We start from the raw sequence: 13,215 nt of genomic DNA, 5'->3' as shown, positions 1-13,215 counted from the left end.
TTTAAATGGTCGTTAATTATAACGGTTTGGTTAATTTTTATCAATAAAAAACCAGATTTTTTTGCAGAAGCAAATATATTAAAAAATGAGCCCCAATGTCTCCATCGGGGCTTATCTAGACCTGAAATCAGGCAAAAAGCTAAATCAAAAATTATTTGATTTCTACTTCTGCGCCAGCTTCTTCTAATTCTTTTTTCAATGCTTCAGCTTCTTCTTTAGAAACGCCTTCTTTTAAGTTAGCTGGAGCTGATTCAACTAAGTCTTTAGCTTCTTTTAAGCCTAAGCCTGTTGCACCACGTACTGCTTTGATTACAGCAACTTTGTTAGCACCAGCTGCTTTAAGAACTACGTTGAATTCAGTTTTTTCTTCTTCTGCTGCTGCGCCGCCTGCTGCTGGAGCTGCTGCTAATGCTGCTGCTGAAACACCGAATTTTTCTTCCATCGCTGTAATTAATTCAACGATTTCTGACACTGATTTAGAAGCAATTGCTTCAATGATTTGTTCGTTAGTTAATGACATGACAATCAATTCCTAATGTAAATAAAGTTAAACGAGTTAAGAAGTGCTTATTAAAAATTAAGCAGCTTCTTGTAATTTGTCGCGTAATGCCGCAATAGTGCGTACAAGTTTGCCAGCCGCAGCTTCTTTCATTGTACCCATTAAACGTGCAATCGCTTCGTCGTAAGTTGGTAATGTAGCCAAGAAATTAACATCTTGGATTTTACCTTCAAAGGCTGCACCTTTAATTTCAAACAAATCGTTTTCTTTAGCGAACGCAGATAATAAACGTGCTGCTGCACCTGGGTGTTCGTTAGAGAATGCGATAAGTGTTGGACCAGTAAACGCATCTTTTAAACATTCGAATTCTGTACCTTCAACTGCACGACGTAATAAAGTATTACGAACAACGCGCATTGAAACGCCAGCTTCACGAGCTGTTTTACGTAACTCAGTCATTTTATCAACAGTCACACCGCGAGAATCTGCGATTACTGCTGAAAGGGCACCTTTGGCTGCTTCATTTACTTCAGCAACAATTGCTTGTTTGTCTTGAAGATTTAATGCCATTGGCTTTTAGCTCCTGAATACACTCTGATTTCTCAGAATTAAATTACCTAATATAAACTGCATATTAGGACGACTTCGGTGTACAGAAGCAGAAAATTTCTTACTCTGTCTGTTCACCATCTACGTAGGATAATTAAGAACGACTACATTCCCCTACGGTCTTGGACGGGGCTTGAATAAGGTCAAGCACCAACCAGAAAATTGTTTTGCGAACTTTCGCAAAATAAGGCACAGAATTATAAGTATAATCTATGCCTTTGTAAAGGTTTAACGCAAATTATAAGCTGCTTTGATCAACTTGTACGCCAGCACCCATAGTAGTAGAGATGCTTACTTTCTTGATGAAAATACCTTTAGCTGTCGTTGGTTTAGCTTTATTTAATGCTGCTAATAACGCTTGTAAGTTTTGCGTTAATGCTTCAGCTGAGAAACTTGCTTTACCGATAGTAGTATGGATGATACCATTTTTATCATTACGGTAACGGATCTGACCTGATTTAGCATTTTTAACTGCATCAGCAACGTTTGGAGTTACTGTACCAACTTTAGGGTTTGGCATTAAACCACGTGGACCTAATACTTGACCTAATTGACCAACAACACGCATTGCATCTGGAGAGGCAATAACAACATCGAAGTTCATTTCACCTTTCTTAACTTGTTCAGCTAAGTCTTCCATACCGACTAAATCAGCACCAGCTTCTTTAGCAGCATCTGCATTAGCACCTTGTGTAAATACCGCAACACGCACTGTACGACCTGTACCGTTTGGTAGCACTGTTGCACCACGAACGTTTTGGTCTGATTTACGAGGATCAATACCTAAGTTAACCGCTACATCTACGCTTTCGTCAAATTTAGCTGTTGCAAATTGTTTTAATACTGCAATAGCTTCATTGATTTCATATGCTTTAGTTGAATCAACACCAGCTTGGATTGCTTTCATACGTTTGGTAAGTTTAGCCATTGATTAGTCCTCCACTACCAAACCCATTGAACGCGCAGTACCTTCAATAGATTTCATTTTAGTTTCGATAGTTGCACCAGTCATGTCAGCTGCTTTAGTTTCAGCAATTTGACGAACTTGGTCACGAGTTACTTTACCCACTTTATCTTTGTTAGGTTTACCTGAACCAGATTTAACACCTGCTGCTTTTTTCAATAATACAGCTGCTGGAGGAGTTTTAGTCACAAATGTGAATGAACGGTCAGCGTAAACTGTGATAACTACAGGAATTGGTAAACCTTTTTCAATGCTTTCAGTTTTTGCGTTGAATGCTTTACAGAATTCCATGATATTCACACCTTGTTGACCTAATGCAGGACCAACTGGTGGTGATGGGTTAGCCATACCCGCTGCAACTTGCAACTTAACGTAGGCTTGTACTTTTTTTGCCATTTTAGTTTCCTTAATGAATGGGTAATATCGCTAGAAATCTAGCTCCCCTGTTTACTTTCGTATAAAAAGGGCTGCATTTTAATTAAATACTGCCTATTTTTCAAGCTTTGAATATTCAAAACTCCAAAATTTTTCACCGCACTTTATATGAAATATCATACATAGTACGTCACAAAATTAATTTGCTTTTTCAACTTGACCAAATTCAAGCTCAACTGGCGTTGCTCGACCAAAAATTGAAACTGACACTTTAACACGGCTTTTCTCGTAATCAACTTCCTCAACCGTACCATTAAAGTCTGCAAATGGACCTTCAGTAACGCGAACTTCTTCACCAGGCTGAAAAGTAGTTTTTGGACGTGGCTTATCGCTATTTTGTTCTAAGCGATTTAAAATCATATCAGCTTCACGCTTTGTAATTGGCGCTGGTTTATCTGGTGTACCACCAATAAAGCCCATAACACGAGGAACACTACGCACTAAATGCCATGTATCATCATTCATTTCCATTTCAACCAAAACATAGCCTGGGAAATACTTACGTTCACTTTTACGGCGCTTACCAGCAACATTTTCAACAACTTCTTCAGTTGGAACTAATACTTCGCCAAATTGATCTTCCATTTGGTTTAGCTTGATATATTCACGTAATGTGGTTGCAACACGACCTTCAAAGCCTGAAAACGCTTGCAACACATACCAACGTTTTTTAGGTGTAGCTGTTTCTGTCATCTTAGAATCTCAAATCTGTTAAGAAATTAATGATTGATACGATAATACTATCGAATCCCCATAAAATTAGTGAAGTTAGTACCGTAACACCAATCACAATTAATGTTGTTTGCATTGCTTCTGGGCGTGTAGGCCACACGATTCTTCTTAATTCTGTTCGTGACTCACTGAAGAATGCTAATGCTTTTTTACCTTGGCTGGTTAACGCAGCTAAACCTAATGCAACCGCTAATAAAACAACCACACCAACCACACGGATTGCTGTTGAAAATTGTTCTGCTAAATAGACATTACCGATTGCCGCTGCGATAATTACAACAACTACAGCCACCCATAAAAGAGTATTTAACCCTTTTGATTGTTGCTCAACTTGTTCAGGAGCATTTTTCTTATTTTTCTCGATTTCTAAAGCCATAATTAACTCATAAATCCAATTTAAAAATTTAGGACATCTTTTTGAACGCGTGATTGTAGCATTTAATTTTGATCTTTCATATTAAATTATGCAGTTAACAGTAGATTTTTTACGGAATAAATAAGAATTTGGCGCTCAGACAATAATCTTTTAAAATATCTTTTCTCTTTTTAATAACTAATCCGGATGATGACGAAAAAACCAGATTTCACTTTTAAACAATTTTATATCAATCATGATCATTGTGCCATGAAGGTCGGTACCGATGGGATTTTATTAGGCGCATGGGCAAAATTATCAGGAACACAATTTCTTGATGTAGGGACTGGTACTGGATTGGTGGCAATTATGCTTGCTCAGCGTAGCTCCCAAGATGCTCGAGTTACTGCAATTGAAATCGATAAAGCAGCTTATTTACAAGCAATAGAAAATGTTCAAAGTTCACCTTGGCATGAAAAAATTCAAGTGATTCATCAAGATCTCATTCACTTTGATAAAACCTGTTCACAAAAATTTGATGTTATTGTTTCTAATCCGCCGTACTTTCAACAAGGTGTAGACTGTCGTGATCAACAACGTAAGACTGCCCGTTATACATCAACACTCAATCATCTTAGTTGGTTAGAACATTGTCATAACTTATTAAATAAAAATGGACTGATTCATTTTATATTACCTTATACAGAAGGAAAAATTTTACAAAAACAAACCGCACTTTATTGTGCGGCTTGTTGTGAAGTAATTACGAAAAAAGGGAAAAAGCCAAATCGATTACTACTATCCTTTACTCCGCAACATTGTGAAACTAAAATGAGTCAATTGACTATTTATGATGAACAAAATCAATATACGGAGGAGTTTATTCAGCTCACTAAAGCGTTTTACTTAAAATTTTAATAAAAACCACACCTTATTTTCCTCAATTTTAGCTAACGTGCGGTTAGTTTTTAGAAAATTTTTAGTTTCCCAAACTTAAATATTTTTTCATTTCATCCTCAGGAACCATTCCACCACCAGTTGCCCAAACAACATGAGTCCCATTCTTTAATTGAGATTCAGAAAATTGCATCCGCTGTAAATATTCTTTATTTTGCATACGAACAGCACCTACCATAGCTGATAATGCCGATGGCTCTAACTTAATATTTTCTGTTTTATTTAATAAACTAAGTAAATCATACATTTCTTGATCGCTAATAGTATAATAGCCATCAATTAGTCTTTCCATCGCACGCCCGACAAATCCTGAATAAACTCACCCAACATAACCCTCACACATAATCCAACATAAATGGGAAAAATTTGGATGAAGTGGGAAGAAATGAAAAAGGCGAAATGAAATAGAGTTACACATAGAGAAAAAGAAAACCCAGCGACTTTTACGGTCACTGGGTTTATTTTTTTAGGATTGAGCGAACATATCAAACTGTCGTTTGGCAATTTCTTCCTTCTGCACACGTTTCACTATTTTGTAGATCCATTGCAAAGATAAACCATACTTCTTAGCAAGATAGGCGTGATTATTGCCGGTGAACTCGTTGAAAATCTGCTTTTCACGTTCACAGGCAAAAAGCGACATTGATTTCGGCACATACACATTCAAACCACCCCAGTTGTAGCCCGTCTTCAATGCCACAATCATGCCGATATTTTCCGCGGTTTCCGCGTCCATTTCAGGGTAACATTCACGCACCGCCATTACCGTATATTTTGCCAAATCTGCCAATAAATCGGGGGCTTTGGTTTGAAAGTCATTATTGTCAAATTTGGCATCAATCATTATTTACCTACTCGTTTTTTCCACTGTTTTAACTGCTCAATAATAGCCGCTGTTTGCTCGCTATTGAGTTCTCGCCAGTCCGCAATCTCGGCATAATAGCGAACCACAAACGCATTTAACGCTGCAGACGTGCTTTCATCGGCTGTCGCTTTCCAAACCGCCCACAATTTCCGCTGAACGGCTGAAAGTTTCGGTGTATCACGCGGCAAGCGAATTTTCGCACCTTTTTGTTGCAATATTTTGACCAGTTTCACTAGCTCTGAATAGCTTATATTTTTTGCAGAATTTTGGTAGAATTGTTGAGATAATAGACTTCGATACGTCTCATCGTCCATTCCCAACTGGCTTTTCCCAATATGCACCAGCTGCAATAATCGTTTTCTCATCGTTTACCCCTTAAAATTGCTTTCAATCTTTGTAAATTACTTTCCACTTGCGCCTTTTCCTGTGCCATTTCTTCCGCACTTTTCGGCGGTGGTGGCGGGAGTTCAGGATATTCACGGCTTGGCAAGGCCTCTAGCAGTTGTTTTGGCGTAGGAAACCAATCGCAAGTCTGACCAAGTGTCATAAATGCCGTCTCAAACCGCACTTTATCCAACTCCATATCCCACGACTTTTTATAAGTAATTACCTGATACCACGCTTCCAACGTAGGCTGAATTACCTCTTCCGTCGGTGAATTTTTCAGACGTAACAGCAACAACATTGCTACACCTTGCGCCAGTACGGGCTTTAGCCATTGATTGTTTTGCCCCATTCCAACGCTCCTTTAATTGCGTTCATTTTATTGCTTGCAAGCGGGCGATTTTGCTCGGAATTTTGCACCACCGATGTGCCAGCAGGCTTATGGCTCGCAATAATTTCCAACAAATAACCGTGCGACTTCATCGGTAATTTCAATGCCGACCGATTTGCCATCATCTGATTGATCGCATAAATCCACGCCTCCACAGGGGCATCACATTCCACGCCATCACGCTTAATTTTGCCTGCCTGAATCATCGGTGTAAGCTCGCTCAATAACGTAGCAACACGGTCAAAGGTGAGCGAACTTTTGGCAGGGCGGAACAGCCCCAAATAGCGAATCAACGCCTCACCTAGTTCACCACTCACCATCAATGCCGCATTTAGCGCCTCGCTCGCTGCTTGATTGGCAATTAACGCATCCAACGAATGCAACGCTCCGCACGCACTACATTTCACTTTCATTTTCGGTTCTCCTAATACAAGAAAACCGCCCGAAGGCGGTTTGATTTATCTTAAAAAGTAATGCCGAGTTTCATCAAAATCCCCTTCGCATTACTTACATACACTTTGGCGTATTCCATTTGTTCTTTATCCAGCGATTTCTCTGCCTGTTCCAGCTGAATAATCGCTTGGCGAAGTTGCATTTTTAAGGCGTCTAGTGTGGAAATCATTGTTTTTTCTCCCGTTTACCTTGCCATGTTTTGCAGTAGATTTTGCGCGTGTTGCACCACTCACGTTGTTTGAGTGTTACCGCTTGCTTTGCTGCTTCTCCCCACAATTCACTAGCTCGGGCATAATTGCCAGAACGCTCCATTTCTGCTGCGACTTCTGTTGCTTCGCGATAGGCTTCTTCTAGCACATCGCGGTCGATCTTTGGTCTTCGACTCATTTCCGCACCTCTTCATCATTCGGCTTAATCACAAACTCTTCCACGCCTTCTCGAATAGTTACGCCCGAAATAGAGCGTGCAATATCAGGCTCGGCAAGCATCGCTTCCTTATTGAGCTCTTCTTTCGTGCGAATAAAGCGAAACAGCCCCAAATTGCGCAGGCTTTCTAAAATGCCGTCAATGCCTTTGGCAACCACTGCAGGCGGTTTGGCACGCCATTGTACTTCGCCGGTGGTAAAGTAAGCCGTCTTCTGTTTGCCTCTGTTAGTGAGTTCTAAACGACGACTTTCACAAAACGCTTGTACCGCCTTTTGTAATGGCTTCACCTGCTCTTTAAGAGCGGTCAATTCTGCCGTATATTTTTCATCAACCGCCGCTTTCTCATCCGCTTGCAGGGTGGTCAATCTCACCTGCTCACGCTCCAAATCACCAATTTGTTTAATCGCCAGCGCCACTTCATCTTGGGTTTGCAAGGCAATTTCTTGTACTTCGCTTTTTACTCTTGTTGCGCGTTTAGCCATTTTTTAATTCCTTACTGATTGTGAGTTTGATTTTTCCGCATTTCTTGCCTAACACGGCTTCCAGTATCGTTTCATTGTCATTTACTGAACCATTAAAATGTGTGATACCGCCAAATAACGCCTGTGTAATGCCATCTCGGTCATCTACGAGTGCTTTTGCTAAGGCTTTACAGCAAATCAGGAAATTTTCAGGATCTTTACTAGTAATAGGTTTTATTTTAGCCATTGTTTGTTACTCCTTTTTGGCAAGTATAAGGATAAAAATCTGCGTTAATTTTTGGGGTTAGGCTGCCGTTGGGCGAGCGGAGGTAAACTACACCGCTGATACAAAGCTCGGCATACGCCCACGTTTGCTTTTGTATCATTCCGTCATCACAGCCAGCCAACAAAAATGCGGTCAAAATTAAGGTTGTTTTTCTCATATCGCCCCCTAAACCTGCATCACCACATCGCCGTTCACTTTCGGCACGCCTAAACTTTCTGCCAAGTTCATCGCTGCCGTGAGCAAGTTGTTTACTGCGAGCGGATAAAGCAAACTAGTGGTAGTTTTGTTTCTGCCCACCGCCGTTAAGCGTTGCCGCACTGCTAAAAACGCGTCTTCTTCAAAAATATCGCTGAGTTTTTTGCCCACTTTAGCCAAGCGGAACGCCACATAGTTTTCCAACTCTGCATCAAGGGGCGCGAGTTCCACTACTTCACAGCGTTGCATCACTTCGCGGACTTTGGTGTTGCGTTCGGAAAGTTTCAGCTTTAACTCAGGCTGACCAATCAACACAATGGAAATCAGCTTTTTAAAGCCATCTTCCAACTCAAAAAAGCGTTTCAAGTGTTTAAGCGTCGGAATTGGCAAGGAGTGCGCTTCTTCGATGATGAGCACGTTCGAATAGCCCGATTTACAGCTTTCTTTCAACACTTGGTGTAACTGGCGGAAACGTGCTTCAGGTGAACGTTTCACGCTTTGCAGTGGGGCAAGGGTGGAAATAATCGCTTCGGCAATATGGGCTGCTTTGAGCGTTTTGCCCTTGATGTCGTTGTCTTCCATTGCGATGATGTAAGGCTCAATCACCGCAATCGGGGCGTTTTCGGCACGAATGCGGTCAATCAAATCACGGCGCAAGGTCGATTTACCTGCACCACTTTCACCCACCACCGCCATAAAACCACCGTGCTTGGCGGTTTGATAAAGCGACTCCCGCACATAACGAATGTCGCTGGTGGCGAAAACTTCATCAGCCGAGCGAATATCGACGGAAAAAGGGTCAATCGGTAATAAAAAATGTTTCTTAGTGGCTGGAAATAAAGCCTGTTTTGCGAGTAACATAATCTCGTCCTTAATTTCTCGTTTGGTTTTAAGGGCGGAAGCGGCAGGCTCGGTCACCAAACTTTCCCCTGTCGCTTCCTGTCTCAATAGCGTTGCAAGCGGTTGGTTTATCCCAATCTTTTGCAAAGACGCTATTAAACTCTTCTCAAATGCCGCCCACTCCCGGACCCGTTGATTATGGTTTATCAACTGAGAAATGGTCGCAGGCGACACATTCATCATCTGTGCCAACTGCCTTAAGCTCACGCCCTTGTCAATCAGTACCTGTTTTAGTTTCAGCATAAAATGCTCCTTCAATAAGTTCCCCTCTTTTGTAAAGAGGGGTTAGGGGAGATTTTAGGGCGATTACGCCGCTAATAGTTTCAAGTGAGAGCGTGTAGGCTCGGGTGCCACAAACTCCGCTTTAAAATCTTCAAACCCTAAGCTCAACAGCCGTTCCGCTTCAAGTGGCGGCACGCCTTGTGGGTATCTGCCATTCACCCATTGATAACACTCACCGTTCCACAACTCACCCCAGCGAGCCTTGCCATTTTTGGCAAATTCCACCACCGACATCGGTTTTTGCTCCACCCGTCGGGCGTTAGTGGTGAGTTTGTGTTCTTGTCCTTTGTTCGGTAAGAACCACATTAGCTTGCTCTCTTCGATGTGTTTGTAAGGGTTGATTTCGCCGTTGAATAACGGTGCGTTGGCTTTCTTGGCTCGCTTCAACTCGTCTTCGGTTTCTACGCCATAAGCCAGTTGCTCCGCCTGTTCCTTATTTGCTTCAAACGCCGTTTTGCGGTGGGATTTGTATTCTTCGCCGATGATTGCCGCGTCCACACGGAAGCCTAGTTCATTCACTTCAATCGGCTCCAGCACCACCCAGTAAGGTTTCAGGCTTACTGTGCCGTCATCGGCAAAAATCTGCTCAAAGCACTGCACCTGCACACATTCAGGGCGGTACGGATTTTTGCCCACTGTGATTTTTTCGCCGATTTTCACATCAGGTACATCACGCACATCATATCGGCGATTTTCAAAGCTGATTTCCAACTTATCGGTCACCAATCGTTCGGTAAGTGCGGTAATCATCAGCTCTTGGCAAATTTCACGGCTCGGTGGGAAAAGTAATTCATCAGACTTGATGGTTTGCCATACTTGATAGCGTGTTTTATGATGGCGTGAATGTATTTCTGTGCTGTTGAAATAGCGCATCCATTGGTGGGCAAGTTGATTTAACTCATCAAGCCCGTTCACATTCATAAACCTCAAACCGCTTTCAAACTGGCGCTCCACAATATCATTGCCTTTCTCCACTTGCCCTTTGGCTCGAGCATTGTGAGCTTTCGGCACTTCAATTTTCACGTCCAACTGGTTCAGCAAGTGCGTGAACATTTGCGAAGTATTGGCTGTACCACGGTCAAACATCAAAATCTTTGGCACACCAAAAAACGGCTCTGATTTATTGGATTTCGGTTGAATAGCGTTGATAAAGCATTGGCTGACATTTTCCGCCGTCTCGCCACCATACACATATTCCACATAAATCACCCCGCTCGCGTGGTCGGTGATTACATACCGCCACACTCGTTGCGGTTCCACTTTCGCCACATTTGCCGGTTTGTTCTTATAGAACTGTTCCGCTTCCATCACACACAACCCATTGCCTTTGACTGTTTCTTTCAAGTAATAAAGCACACACAAAGATGGGTCGATTTGCCAAACGTGGTTGGGGTGACGGCTTTGCAACTGCACCACAGGGGCAGGGCGTAAAAGCTGGTCGGGGTGAAGATTGGCATTGCGCAACGCCCGCTCCACCGAACTTGTCGAATAAGGGCGAATTTCTCCCGTATTCTCATCGGTAAATTCCGCCTTGATTTTGCCGTTGGTTCTCAAAATCTTCATAATGCGCTCCAATGTCATCATTGTTTTGCCGTTATTACGGCGGATATGTAACCAAGCCGAGCTAATCGTTTGCAACTCTTTAAATTCAAGTTGATGCTTGCCTTTATCCGACCGCACTTTACGACCGCTTGCCGGTCGAAACGGTTTGATTTGTTTCAGAAAGGTTGCACGGCTTAAGCCCGTTTTGTTGCGCCCTTCTTCAATAATTTTCTCCTTCTCGCCAAAGCCTGCTTTCTCCACACGTTCGGCATATTTGGCGAGAACGCTCGGTAAAATTGCCATTGCATTTCCTTACTCCACAATGTCTGCTTCAACCGCGTTATCTAACATCGCGGCTAACGCAGGATCTATCTCTTCAGATTTATCTGCCCATTCTGAATCAGGTCTTGCCCATTCAGGCACATTCGAGCCACTTGGCACATCATCAAGCTGAAAGTGGAATTTAAGTTCCGACAAAATCAACTGATACTCGGCAAGTACGCCACTCATAAACTGCTTGTGGTCAATGCCTGTGGCTTCCGTGTGAGCGGTTAAGGCTTCAAAGGCTTGGAAAACTTGTCCGCGTAGCACGGCTTCTGCTTTGTAAGAAATCGCAGCCGCTTCTTCGCGTAATACGCCACCGCGTTGTTCAGGCGTTTGGGTTTCAATCGCTTTAGTTTTCTTCGCTAGCTCCAAATCTAAGTGGTTAATCCGCTCGTTTTTGGTGGCAAGCACTTTCGCTTGCGCTTCATAATCGTCCGACTTGCGTTTCAACTGGGCTTGCAAGGCTTCTTTTTCCTTGGCGTGTTTTGCGGTTAAATCTTCGATTTTCTCAATTAAATCTTCTTTATCTGTCGCTTCCGAATAATCTGCCTCCACAATCTCCGCACGAGCTTCCTCAGGCAGTTGGCGAAGTTTTCGCATTTCGCGGTAGCCTAAGCCGAGGCGGTGGCTGGTTTCTAAAAATTCTTCTCCGAATTTAGAAAGGTTTTGCAAATCTTCATCAACTTTTTGTCTAGTTAATCCGCAAGCTTTACAAAACTCTTCCCAACTGCCGACCGTCGTCAGTTCTCCGTCAATGTAGGTTACTAACCCTTTGTATTTCTTGGCTTCTTTAACTTCTCTCATAACTTTAAGAGTGCCGACGGTCAGCAGTTTGTTTACAAAGCCAAACGCTCTAACCATACCCATAGCTTCGTGGGCTTCTGCAATATCTTGGGTCATTGCTTTTGCGGCTAACGCCACCGCATCTTGCTGTTCACTTAATCTTAAATCTGTCATCGCTTACTCCTAAAAACCGCCTGTTGCCACACGGTGTCGCATTTCATTAAATCGTTCATTCACTGCCTGCATATCCTGCTCATAACACACTGCCAAGTTGAGCAGGGCAAAACTGAGCGTCCAGTTGCCTGTGGGAAGTTTTCGCAAAAAGCCTTCACTTTCTAAAATCGCCGTGGCTCGCGTGATATTCACCGGCGTTTCATCAATCGCTTCGCACAAATCCTTATTGCTTAAGCCGTCCATCGTTCGCCCTTTCAGGGCTTTTAAAATCCGCAACGCACGCTGCGTGCTGTTAATTTTTTCTTTCATTTGGCTTGCCCTGATTTCATAAACTGCGGTAAGTTTTCCGCCTGTTTTTGTTGCTCAAGCGCAACCACTTTTTTATAACCTTGACTGTTCCAGTATTTTTTCAAATACCATAAGCATAATTTTTCTAACATTTTCATTTGATTTTTCTCCCTGTGGTATCCTATTGGCTCTCTCAACTTCCAAAAGGAAACCCTATGACGGTAATTAAATTGCCAGCAAAACGCTTGGCTGATTTAGAAGATAAAATTGCTCAGCTTGAGCAACACATTGAAGAACTCAATGGTCGTTATGAAGCTTGTCTGAATTTAATTGACTATATAGCCACAAAGCTGCCCGATGAAGCCCGTATGAGTATTTATGAAATGGTGAAAAGCTTGACGGATTTTCACGCCACTCATCCAACACTTCTTGATACAGCTGATTATCGCGGCGTAGCGTATCTACAAACGTTTCGTGAATTTGAAGGGCGTTTTTTCTGGTCGGTATATTCACCGCCTGAAACGGAAGTGTAATCTCTTTCAAAGCCGCTCTTACCTGCGGCTTTTTCAATAATTCAATCAGTTCTTTTTCATTCATTTTTCTCTCCTATAAATAGTGGACTTTCGTCCGTTAAAGAGTGGTCGATTTTTCGCTGTTTTTTCCAAATTGTTAAAGAGCAAAAGAAGTTTTAAGCGGCTTTTAAGCCCAATTTCACGGCAACTTCCAAACCTTTTCCGCGATTGGCTTTCACTGCACCATTTAGCACCTTACTTACCAACACAGGGTGATAGCCATTTTCAATCGCCCATTGCTGAAAAGTTTGCCCATTTCGATAAAACTCCAATCGAATTTGATCGGGTGTTTTTGCTTCATTGTTCATTATTTAGCTCCTGTTGTTGTGGTATAATTT

Annotated in this window: 24 protein-coding genes; 2 read left to right on the top strand and 22 right to left on the bottom strand. The window is 42.3% G+C overall.

All coding sequences use genetic code 11. The features are described from left to right. Window positions 1-151: 151 nt before the first annotated feature. From rplL to secE, 6 genes are all read right to left on the bottom strand, one after another. A complete protein-coding gene (rplL, locus tag HMPREF1052_RS08730; protein ID WP_005761370.1) occupies window positions 152-520 on the bottom strand; it encodes a 50S ribosomal protein L7/L12 in 369 nt (122 codons plus the stop codon). Window positions 521-577: 57 nt separating this feature from the next. Beyond that, window positions 578-1,069 carry a 50S ribosomal protein L10 gene (gene rplJ, locus HMPREF1052_RS08725; RefSeq protein ID WP_005761285.1) on the bottom strand — a complete coding sequence of 164 codons (492 nt, stop codon included), beginning with the start codon at window positions 1,067-1,069 and terminating at the stop codon, window positions 578-580. A gap of 277 nt (window positions 1,070-1,346) precedes the next feature. Next, the gene (gene rplA, locus HMPREF1052_RS08720; RefSeq protein ID WP_005761354.1) at window positions 1,347-2,036 is read right to left on the bottom strand and encodes a 50S ribosomal protein L1; all 690 of its coding nucleotides are present in this window, start codon (window positions 2,034-2,036) and stop codon (window positions 1,347-1,349) included. A 3-nt stretch (window positions 2,037-2,039) separates the two neighbouring features. After that, window positions 2,040-2,468, bottom strand: coding sequence for a 50S ribosomal protein L11 (gene rplK, locus HMPREF1052_RS08715; protein WP_005761367.1), 429 nt, complete (start codon window positions 2,466-2,468; stop codon window positions 2,040-2,042). A gap of 177 nt (window positions 2,469-2,645) precedes the next feature. Next, window positions 2,646-3,200, bottom strand: coding sequence for a transcription termination/antitermination protein NusG (gene nusG, locus HMPREF1052_RS08710; protein WP_005761323.1), 555 nt, complete (start codon window positions 3,198-3,200; stop codon window positions 2,646-2,648). A gap of 1 nt (window position 3,201) precedes the next feature. Next, window positions 3,202-3,615 carry a preprotein translocase subunit SecE gene (gene secE / locus HMPREF1052_RS08705; protein WP_005761393.1) on the bottom strand — a complete coding sequence of 138 codons (414 nt, stop codon included), beginning with the start codon at window positions 3,613-3,615 and terminating at the stop codon, window positions 3,202-3,204. Between the two features lie 189 nt (window positions 3,616-3,804). Here secE and HMPREF1052_RS08700 point away from each other — a divergent pair, with 189 nt between their 5' ends. After that, window positions 3,805-4,512 (top strand): tRNA1(Val) (adenine(37)-N6)-methyltransferase, encoded by a 708-nt coding sequence (locus HMPREF1052_RS08700; RefSeq protein WP_040596514.1) that lies wholly within the window; start codon window positions 3,805-3,807, stop codon window positions 4,510-4,512. 61 nt (window positions 4,513-4,573) lie between these two features. On the opposite strand, the gene HMPREF1052_RS08695 is transcribed toward HMPREF1052_RS08700, so the two are convergent. From HMPREF1052_RS08695 to HMPREF1052_RS11400, 15 genes are all read right to left on the bottom strand, one after another. Further along, the gene (locus tag HMPREF1052_RS08695; protein ID WP_005761396.1) at window positions 4,574-4,843 is read right to left on the bottom strand and encodes a pyridoxal-phosphate dependent enzyme; all 270 of its coding nucleotides are present in this window, start codon (window positions 4,841-4,843) and stop codon (window positions 4,574-4,576) included. A 174-nt stretch (window positions 4,844-5,017) separates the two neighbouring features. After that, window positions 5,018-5,395 (bottom strand): Mor transcription activator family protein, encoded by a 378-nt coding sequence (locus HMPREF1052_RS08690; RefSeq protein WP_005761315.1) that lies wholly within the window; start codon window positions 5,393-5,395, stop codon window positions 5,018-5,020. Then, entirely contained in the window at window positions 5,395-5,781 is a 387-nt protein-coding gene (locus HMPREF1052_RS08685; protein WP_005761278.1) for a regulatory protein GemA, read from the bottom strand. The genes HMPREF1052_RS08690 and HMPREF1052_RS08685 overlap by 1 nt, the downstream gene beginning before the upstream one ends. Further along, window positions 5,778-6,152: a hypothetical protein gene (locus HMPREF1052_RS08680; protein ID WP_005761262.1), complete on the bottom strand. Its 375-nt coding sequence runs from the start codon at window positions 6,150-6,152 to the stop codon at window positions 5,778-5,780. The genes HMPREF1052_RS08685 and HMPREF1052_RS08680 overlap by 4 nt, the downstream gene beginning before the upstream one ends. After that, window positions 6,128-6,604 carry a hypothetical protein gene (locus tag HMPREF1052_RS08675; RefSeq protein WP_005761337.1) on the bottom strand — a complete coding sequence of 159 codons (477 nt, stop codon included), beginning with the start codon at window positions 6,602-6,604 and terminating at the stop codon, window positions 6,128-6,130. The genes HMPREF1052_RS08680 and HMPREF1052_RS08675 overlap by 25 nt, the downstream gene beginning before the upstream one ends. A 50-nt stretch (window positions 6,605-6,654) precedes the next feature. Further along, complete coding sequence (locus HMPREF1052_RS11405) at window positions 6,655-6,813, bottom strand: hypothetical protein (protein ID WP_005761406.1); 159 nt, start codon at window positions 6,811-6,813, stop codon at window positions 6,655-6,657. Continuing rightward, a complete protein-coding gene (locus tag HMPREF1052_RS08670; RefSeq protein ID WP_005761345.1) occupies window positions 6,810-7,031 on the bottom strand; it encodes an ANR family transcriptional regulator in 222 nt (73 codons plus the stop codon). The genes HMPREF1052_RS11405 and HMPREF1052_RS08670 overlap by 4 nt, the downstream gene beginning before the upstream one ends. Beyond that, window positions 7,028-7,552: a host-nuclease inhibitor Gam family protein gene (locus tag HMPREF1052_RS08665; protein WP_005761292.1), complete on the bottom strand. Its 525-nt coding sequence runs from the start codon at window positions 7,550-7,552 to the stop codon at window positions 7,028-7,030. Before HMPREF1052_RS08665 ends, HMPREF1052_RS08670 begins: the two co-directional genes overlap by 4 nt. Then, window positions 7,545-7,778 carry a hypothetical protein gene (locus tag HMPREF1052_RS08660; protein WP_005761405.1) on the bottom strand — a complete coding sequence of 78 codons (234 nt, stop codon included), beginning with the start codon at window positions 7,776-7,778 and terminating at the stop codon, window positions 7,545-7,547. Before HMPREF1052_RS08660 ends, HMPREF1052_RS08665 begins: the two co-directional genes overlap by 8 nt. After that, window positions 7,771-7,974, bottom strand: coding sequence for a hypothetical protein (locus HMPREF1052_RS08655; protein ID WP_005640647.1), 204 nt, complete (start codon window positions 7,972-7,974; stop codon window positions 7,771-7,773). Before HMPREF1052_RS08655 ends, HMPREF1052_RS08660 begins: the two co-directional genes overlap by 8 nt. 8 nt (window positions 7,975-7,982) lie before the next feature. Next, window positions 7,983-9,155, bottom strand: coding sequence for an AAA family ATPase (locus tag HMPREF1052_RS08650; RefSeq protein ID WP_040596491.1), 1,173 nt, complete (start codon window positions 9,153-9,155; stop codon window positions 7,983-7,985). A gap of 63 nt (window positions 9,156-9,218) precedes the next feature. Continuing rightward, window positions 9,219-11,039 (bottom strand): DDE-type integrase/transposase/recombinase, encoded by a 1,821-nt coding sequence (locus tag HMPREF1052_RS08645; protein ID WP_005761363.1) that lies wholly within the window; start codon window positions 11,037-11,039, stop codon window positions 9,219-9,221. Between the two features lie 9 nt (window positions 11,040-11,048). Next, window positions 11,049-12,017: a hypothetical protein gene (locus HMPREF1052_RS08640; RefSeq protein WP_005761281.1), complete on the bottom strand. Its 969-nt coding sequence runs from the start codon at window positions 12,015-12,017 to the stop codon at window positions 11,049-11,051. Window positions 12,018-12,026: 9 nt separating this feature from the next. Beyond that, complete coding sequence (locus HMPREF1052_RS08635; RefSeq protein ID WP_005761309.1) at window positions 12,027-12,326, bottom strand: helix-turn-helix domain-containing protein; 300 nt, start codon at window positions 12,324-12,326, stop codon at window positions 12,027-12,029. Further along, entirely contained in the window at window positions 12,323-12,463 is a 141-nt protein-coding gene (locus tag HMPREF1052_RS11400) for a hypothetical protein (protein WP_005761296.1), read from the bottom strand. Before HMPREF1052_RS11400 ends, HMPREF1052_RS08635 begins: the two co-directional genes overlap by 4 nt. A gap of 57 nt (window positions 12,464-12,520) precedes the next feature. Between HMPREF1052_RS11400 and HMPREF1052_RS08630 the strand changes: the two genes are divergently transcribed. Then, a complete protein-coding gene (locus tag HMPREF1052_RS08630) occupies window positions 12,521-12,838 on the top strand; it encodes a hypothetical protein (RefSeq protein ID WP_005761359.1) in 318 nt (105 codons plus the stop codon). Between the two features lie 155 nt (window positions 12,839-12,993). Here HMPREF1052_RS08630 and HMPREF1052_RS08625 read toward each other — a convergent pair whose 3' ends face one another. Beyond that, on the bottom strand, window positions 12,994-13,185 hold the full coding sequence (locus HMPREF1052_RS08625; RefSeq protein WP_005761365.1) for a DNA-binding protein: 192 nt from the start codon (window positions 13,183-13,185) through the stop codon (window positions 12,994-12,996). Window positions 13,186-13,215: the final 30 nt, after the last annotated feature.

Origin of the sequence: Pasteurella bettyae CCUG 2042 (assembly GCF_000262245.1) — a bacterium.
GTDB lineage: Bacteria > Pseudomonadota > Gammaproteobacteria > Enterobacterales > Pasteurellaceae > Basfia > Basfia bettyae.
The sequence above is the reverse complement of the archived record's forward strand: the minus strand, read 5'-3'. Positions and strand labels throughout refer to the sequence as shown.

What these genes read in the sequence shown, in the direction of transcription:
- rplL (WP_005761370.1), bottom strand. Translation starts at nt 520, where the DNA reads ATGTCATTAACTAACGAACAAATCATTGAAGCAATTGCTTCTAAATCA.
- rplJ (WP_005761285.1), bottom strand. Translation starts at nt 1,069, where the DNA reads ATGGCATTAAATCTTCAAGACAAACAAGCAATTGTTGCTGAAGTAAAT.
- rplA (WP_005761354.1), bottom strand. Translation starts at nt 2,036, where the DNA reads ATGGCTAAACTTACCAAACGTATGAAAGCAATCCAAGCTGGTGTTGAT.
- rplK (WP_005761367.1), bottom strand. Translation starts at nt 2,468, where the DNA reads ATGGCAAAAAAAGTACAAGCCTACGTTAAGTTGCAAGTTGCAGCGGGT.
- nusG (WP_005761323.1), bottom strand. Translation starts at nt 3,200, where the DNA reads ATGACAGAAACAGCTACACCTAAAAAACGTTGGTATGTGTTGCAAGCG.
- secE (WP_005761393.1), bottom strand. Translation starts at nt 3,615, where the DNA reads ATGGCTTTAGAAATCGAGAAAAATAAGAAAAATGCTCCTGAACAAGTT.
- HMPREF1052_RS08700 (WP_040596514.1), top strand. Translation starts at nt 3,805, where the DNA reads ATGACGAAAAAACCAGATTTCACTTTTAAACAATTTTATATCAATCAT.
- HMPREF1052_RS08695 (WP_005761396.1), bottom strand. Translation starts at nt 4,843, where the DNA reads ATGGAAAGACTAATTGATGGCTATTATACTATTAGCGATCAAGAAATG.
- HMPREF1052_RS08690 (WP_005761315.1), bottom strand. Translation starts at nt 5,395, where the DNA reads ATGATTGATGCCAAATTTGACAATAATGACTTTCAAACCAAAGCCCCC.
- HMPREF1052_RS08685 (WP_005761278.1), bottom strand. Translation starts at nt 5,781, where the DNA reads ATGAGAAAACGATTATTGCAGCTGGTGCATATTGGGAAAAGCCAGTTG.
- HMPREF1052_RS08680 (WP_005761262.1), bottom strand. Translation starts at nt 6,152, where the DNA reads ATGGGGCAAAACAATCAATGGCTAAAGCCCGTACTGGCGCAAGGTGTA.
- HMPREF1052_RS08675 (WP_005761337.1), bottom strand. Translation starts at nt 6,604, where the DNA reads ATGAAAGTGAAATGTAGTGCGTGCGGAGCGTTGCATTCGTTGGATGCG.
- HMPREF1052_RS11405 (WP_005761406.1), bottom strand. Translation starts at nt 6,813, where the DNA reads ATGATTTCCACACTAGACGCCTTAAAAATGCAACTTCGCCAAGCGATT.
- HMPREF1052_RS08670 (WP_005761345.1), bottom strand. Translation starts at nt 7,031, where the DNA reads ATGAGTCGAAGACCAAAGATCGACCGCGATGTGCTAGAAGAAGCCTAT.
- HMPREF1052_RS08665 (WP_005761292.1), bottom strand. Translation starts at nt 7,552, where the DNA reads ATGGCTAAACGCGCAACAAGAGTAAAAAGCGAAGTACAAGAAATTGCC.
- HMPREF1052_RS08660 (WP_005761405.1), bottom strand. Translation starts at nt 7,778, where the DNA reads ATGGCTAAAATAAAACCTATTACTAGTAAAGATCCTGAAAATTTCCTG.
- HMPREF1052_RS08655 (WP_005640647.1), bottom strand. Translation starts at nt 7,974, where the DNA reads ATGAGAAAAACAACCTTAATTTTGACCGCATTTTTGTTGGCTGGCTGT.
- HMPREF1052_RS08650 (WP_040596491.1), bottom strand. Translation starts at nt 9,155, where the DNA reads ATGCTGAAACTAAAACAGGTACTGATTGACAAGGGCGTGAGCTTAAGG.
- HMPREF1052_RS08645 (WP_005761363.1), bottom strand. Translation starts at nt 11,039, where the DNA reads ATGGCAATTTTACCGAGCGTTCTCGCCAAATATGCCGAACGTGTGGAG.
- HMPREF1052_RS08640 (WP_005761281.1), bottom strand. Translation starts at nt 12,017, where the DNA reads ATGACAGATTTAAGATTAAGTGAACAGCAAGATGCGGTGGCGTTAGCC.
- HMPREF1052_RS08635 (WP_005761309.1), bottom strand. Translation starts at nt 12,326, where the DNA reads ATGAAAGAAAAAATTAACAGCACGCAGCGTGCGTTGCGGATTTTAAAA.
- HMPREF1052_RS11400 (WP_005761296.1), bottom strand. Translation starts at nt 12,463, where the DNA reads ATGAAAATGTTAGAAAAATTATGCTTATGGTATTTGAAAAAATACTGG.
- HMPREF1052_RS08630 (WP_005761359.1), top strand. Translation starts at nt 12,521, where the DNA reads ATGACGGTAATTAAATTGCCAGCAAAACGCTTGGCTGATTTAGAAGAT.
- HMPREF1052_RS08625 (WP_005761365.1), bottom strand. Translation starts at nt 13,185, where the DNA reads ATGAACAATGAAGCAAAAACACCCGATCAAATTCGATTGGAGTTTTAT.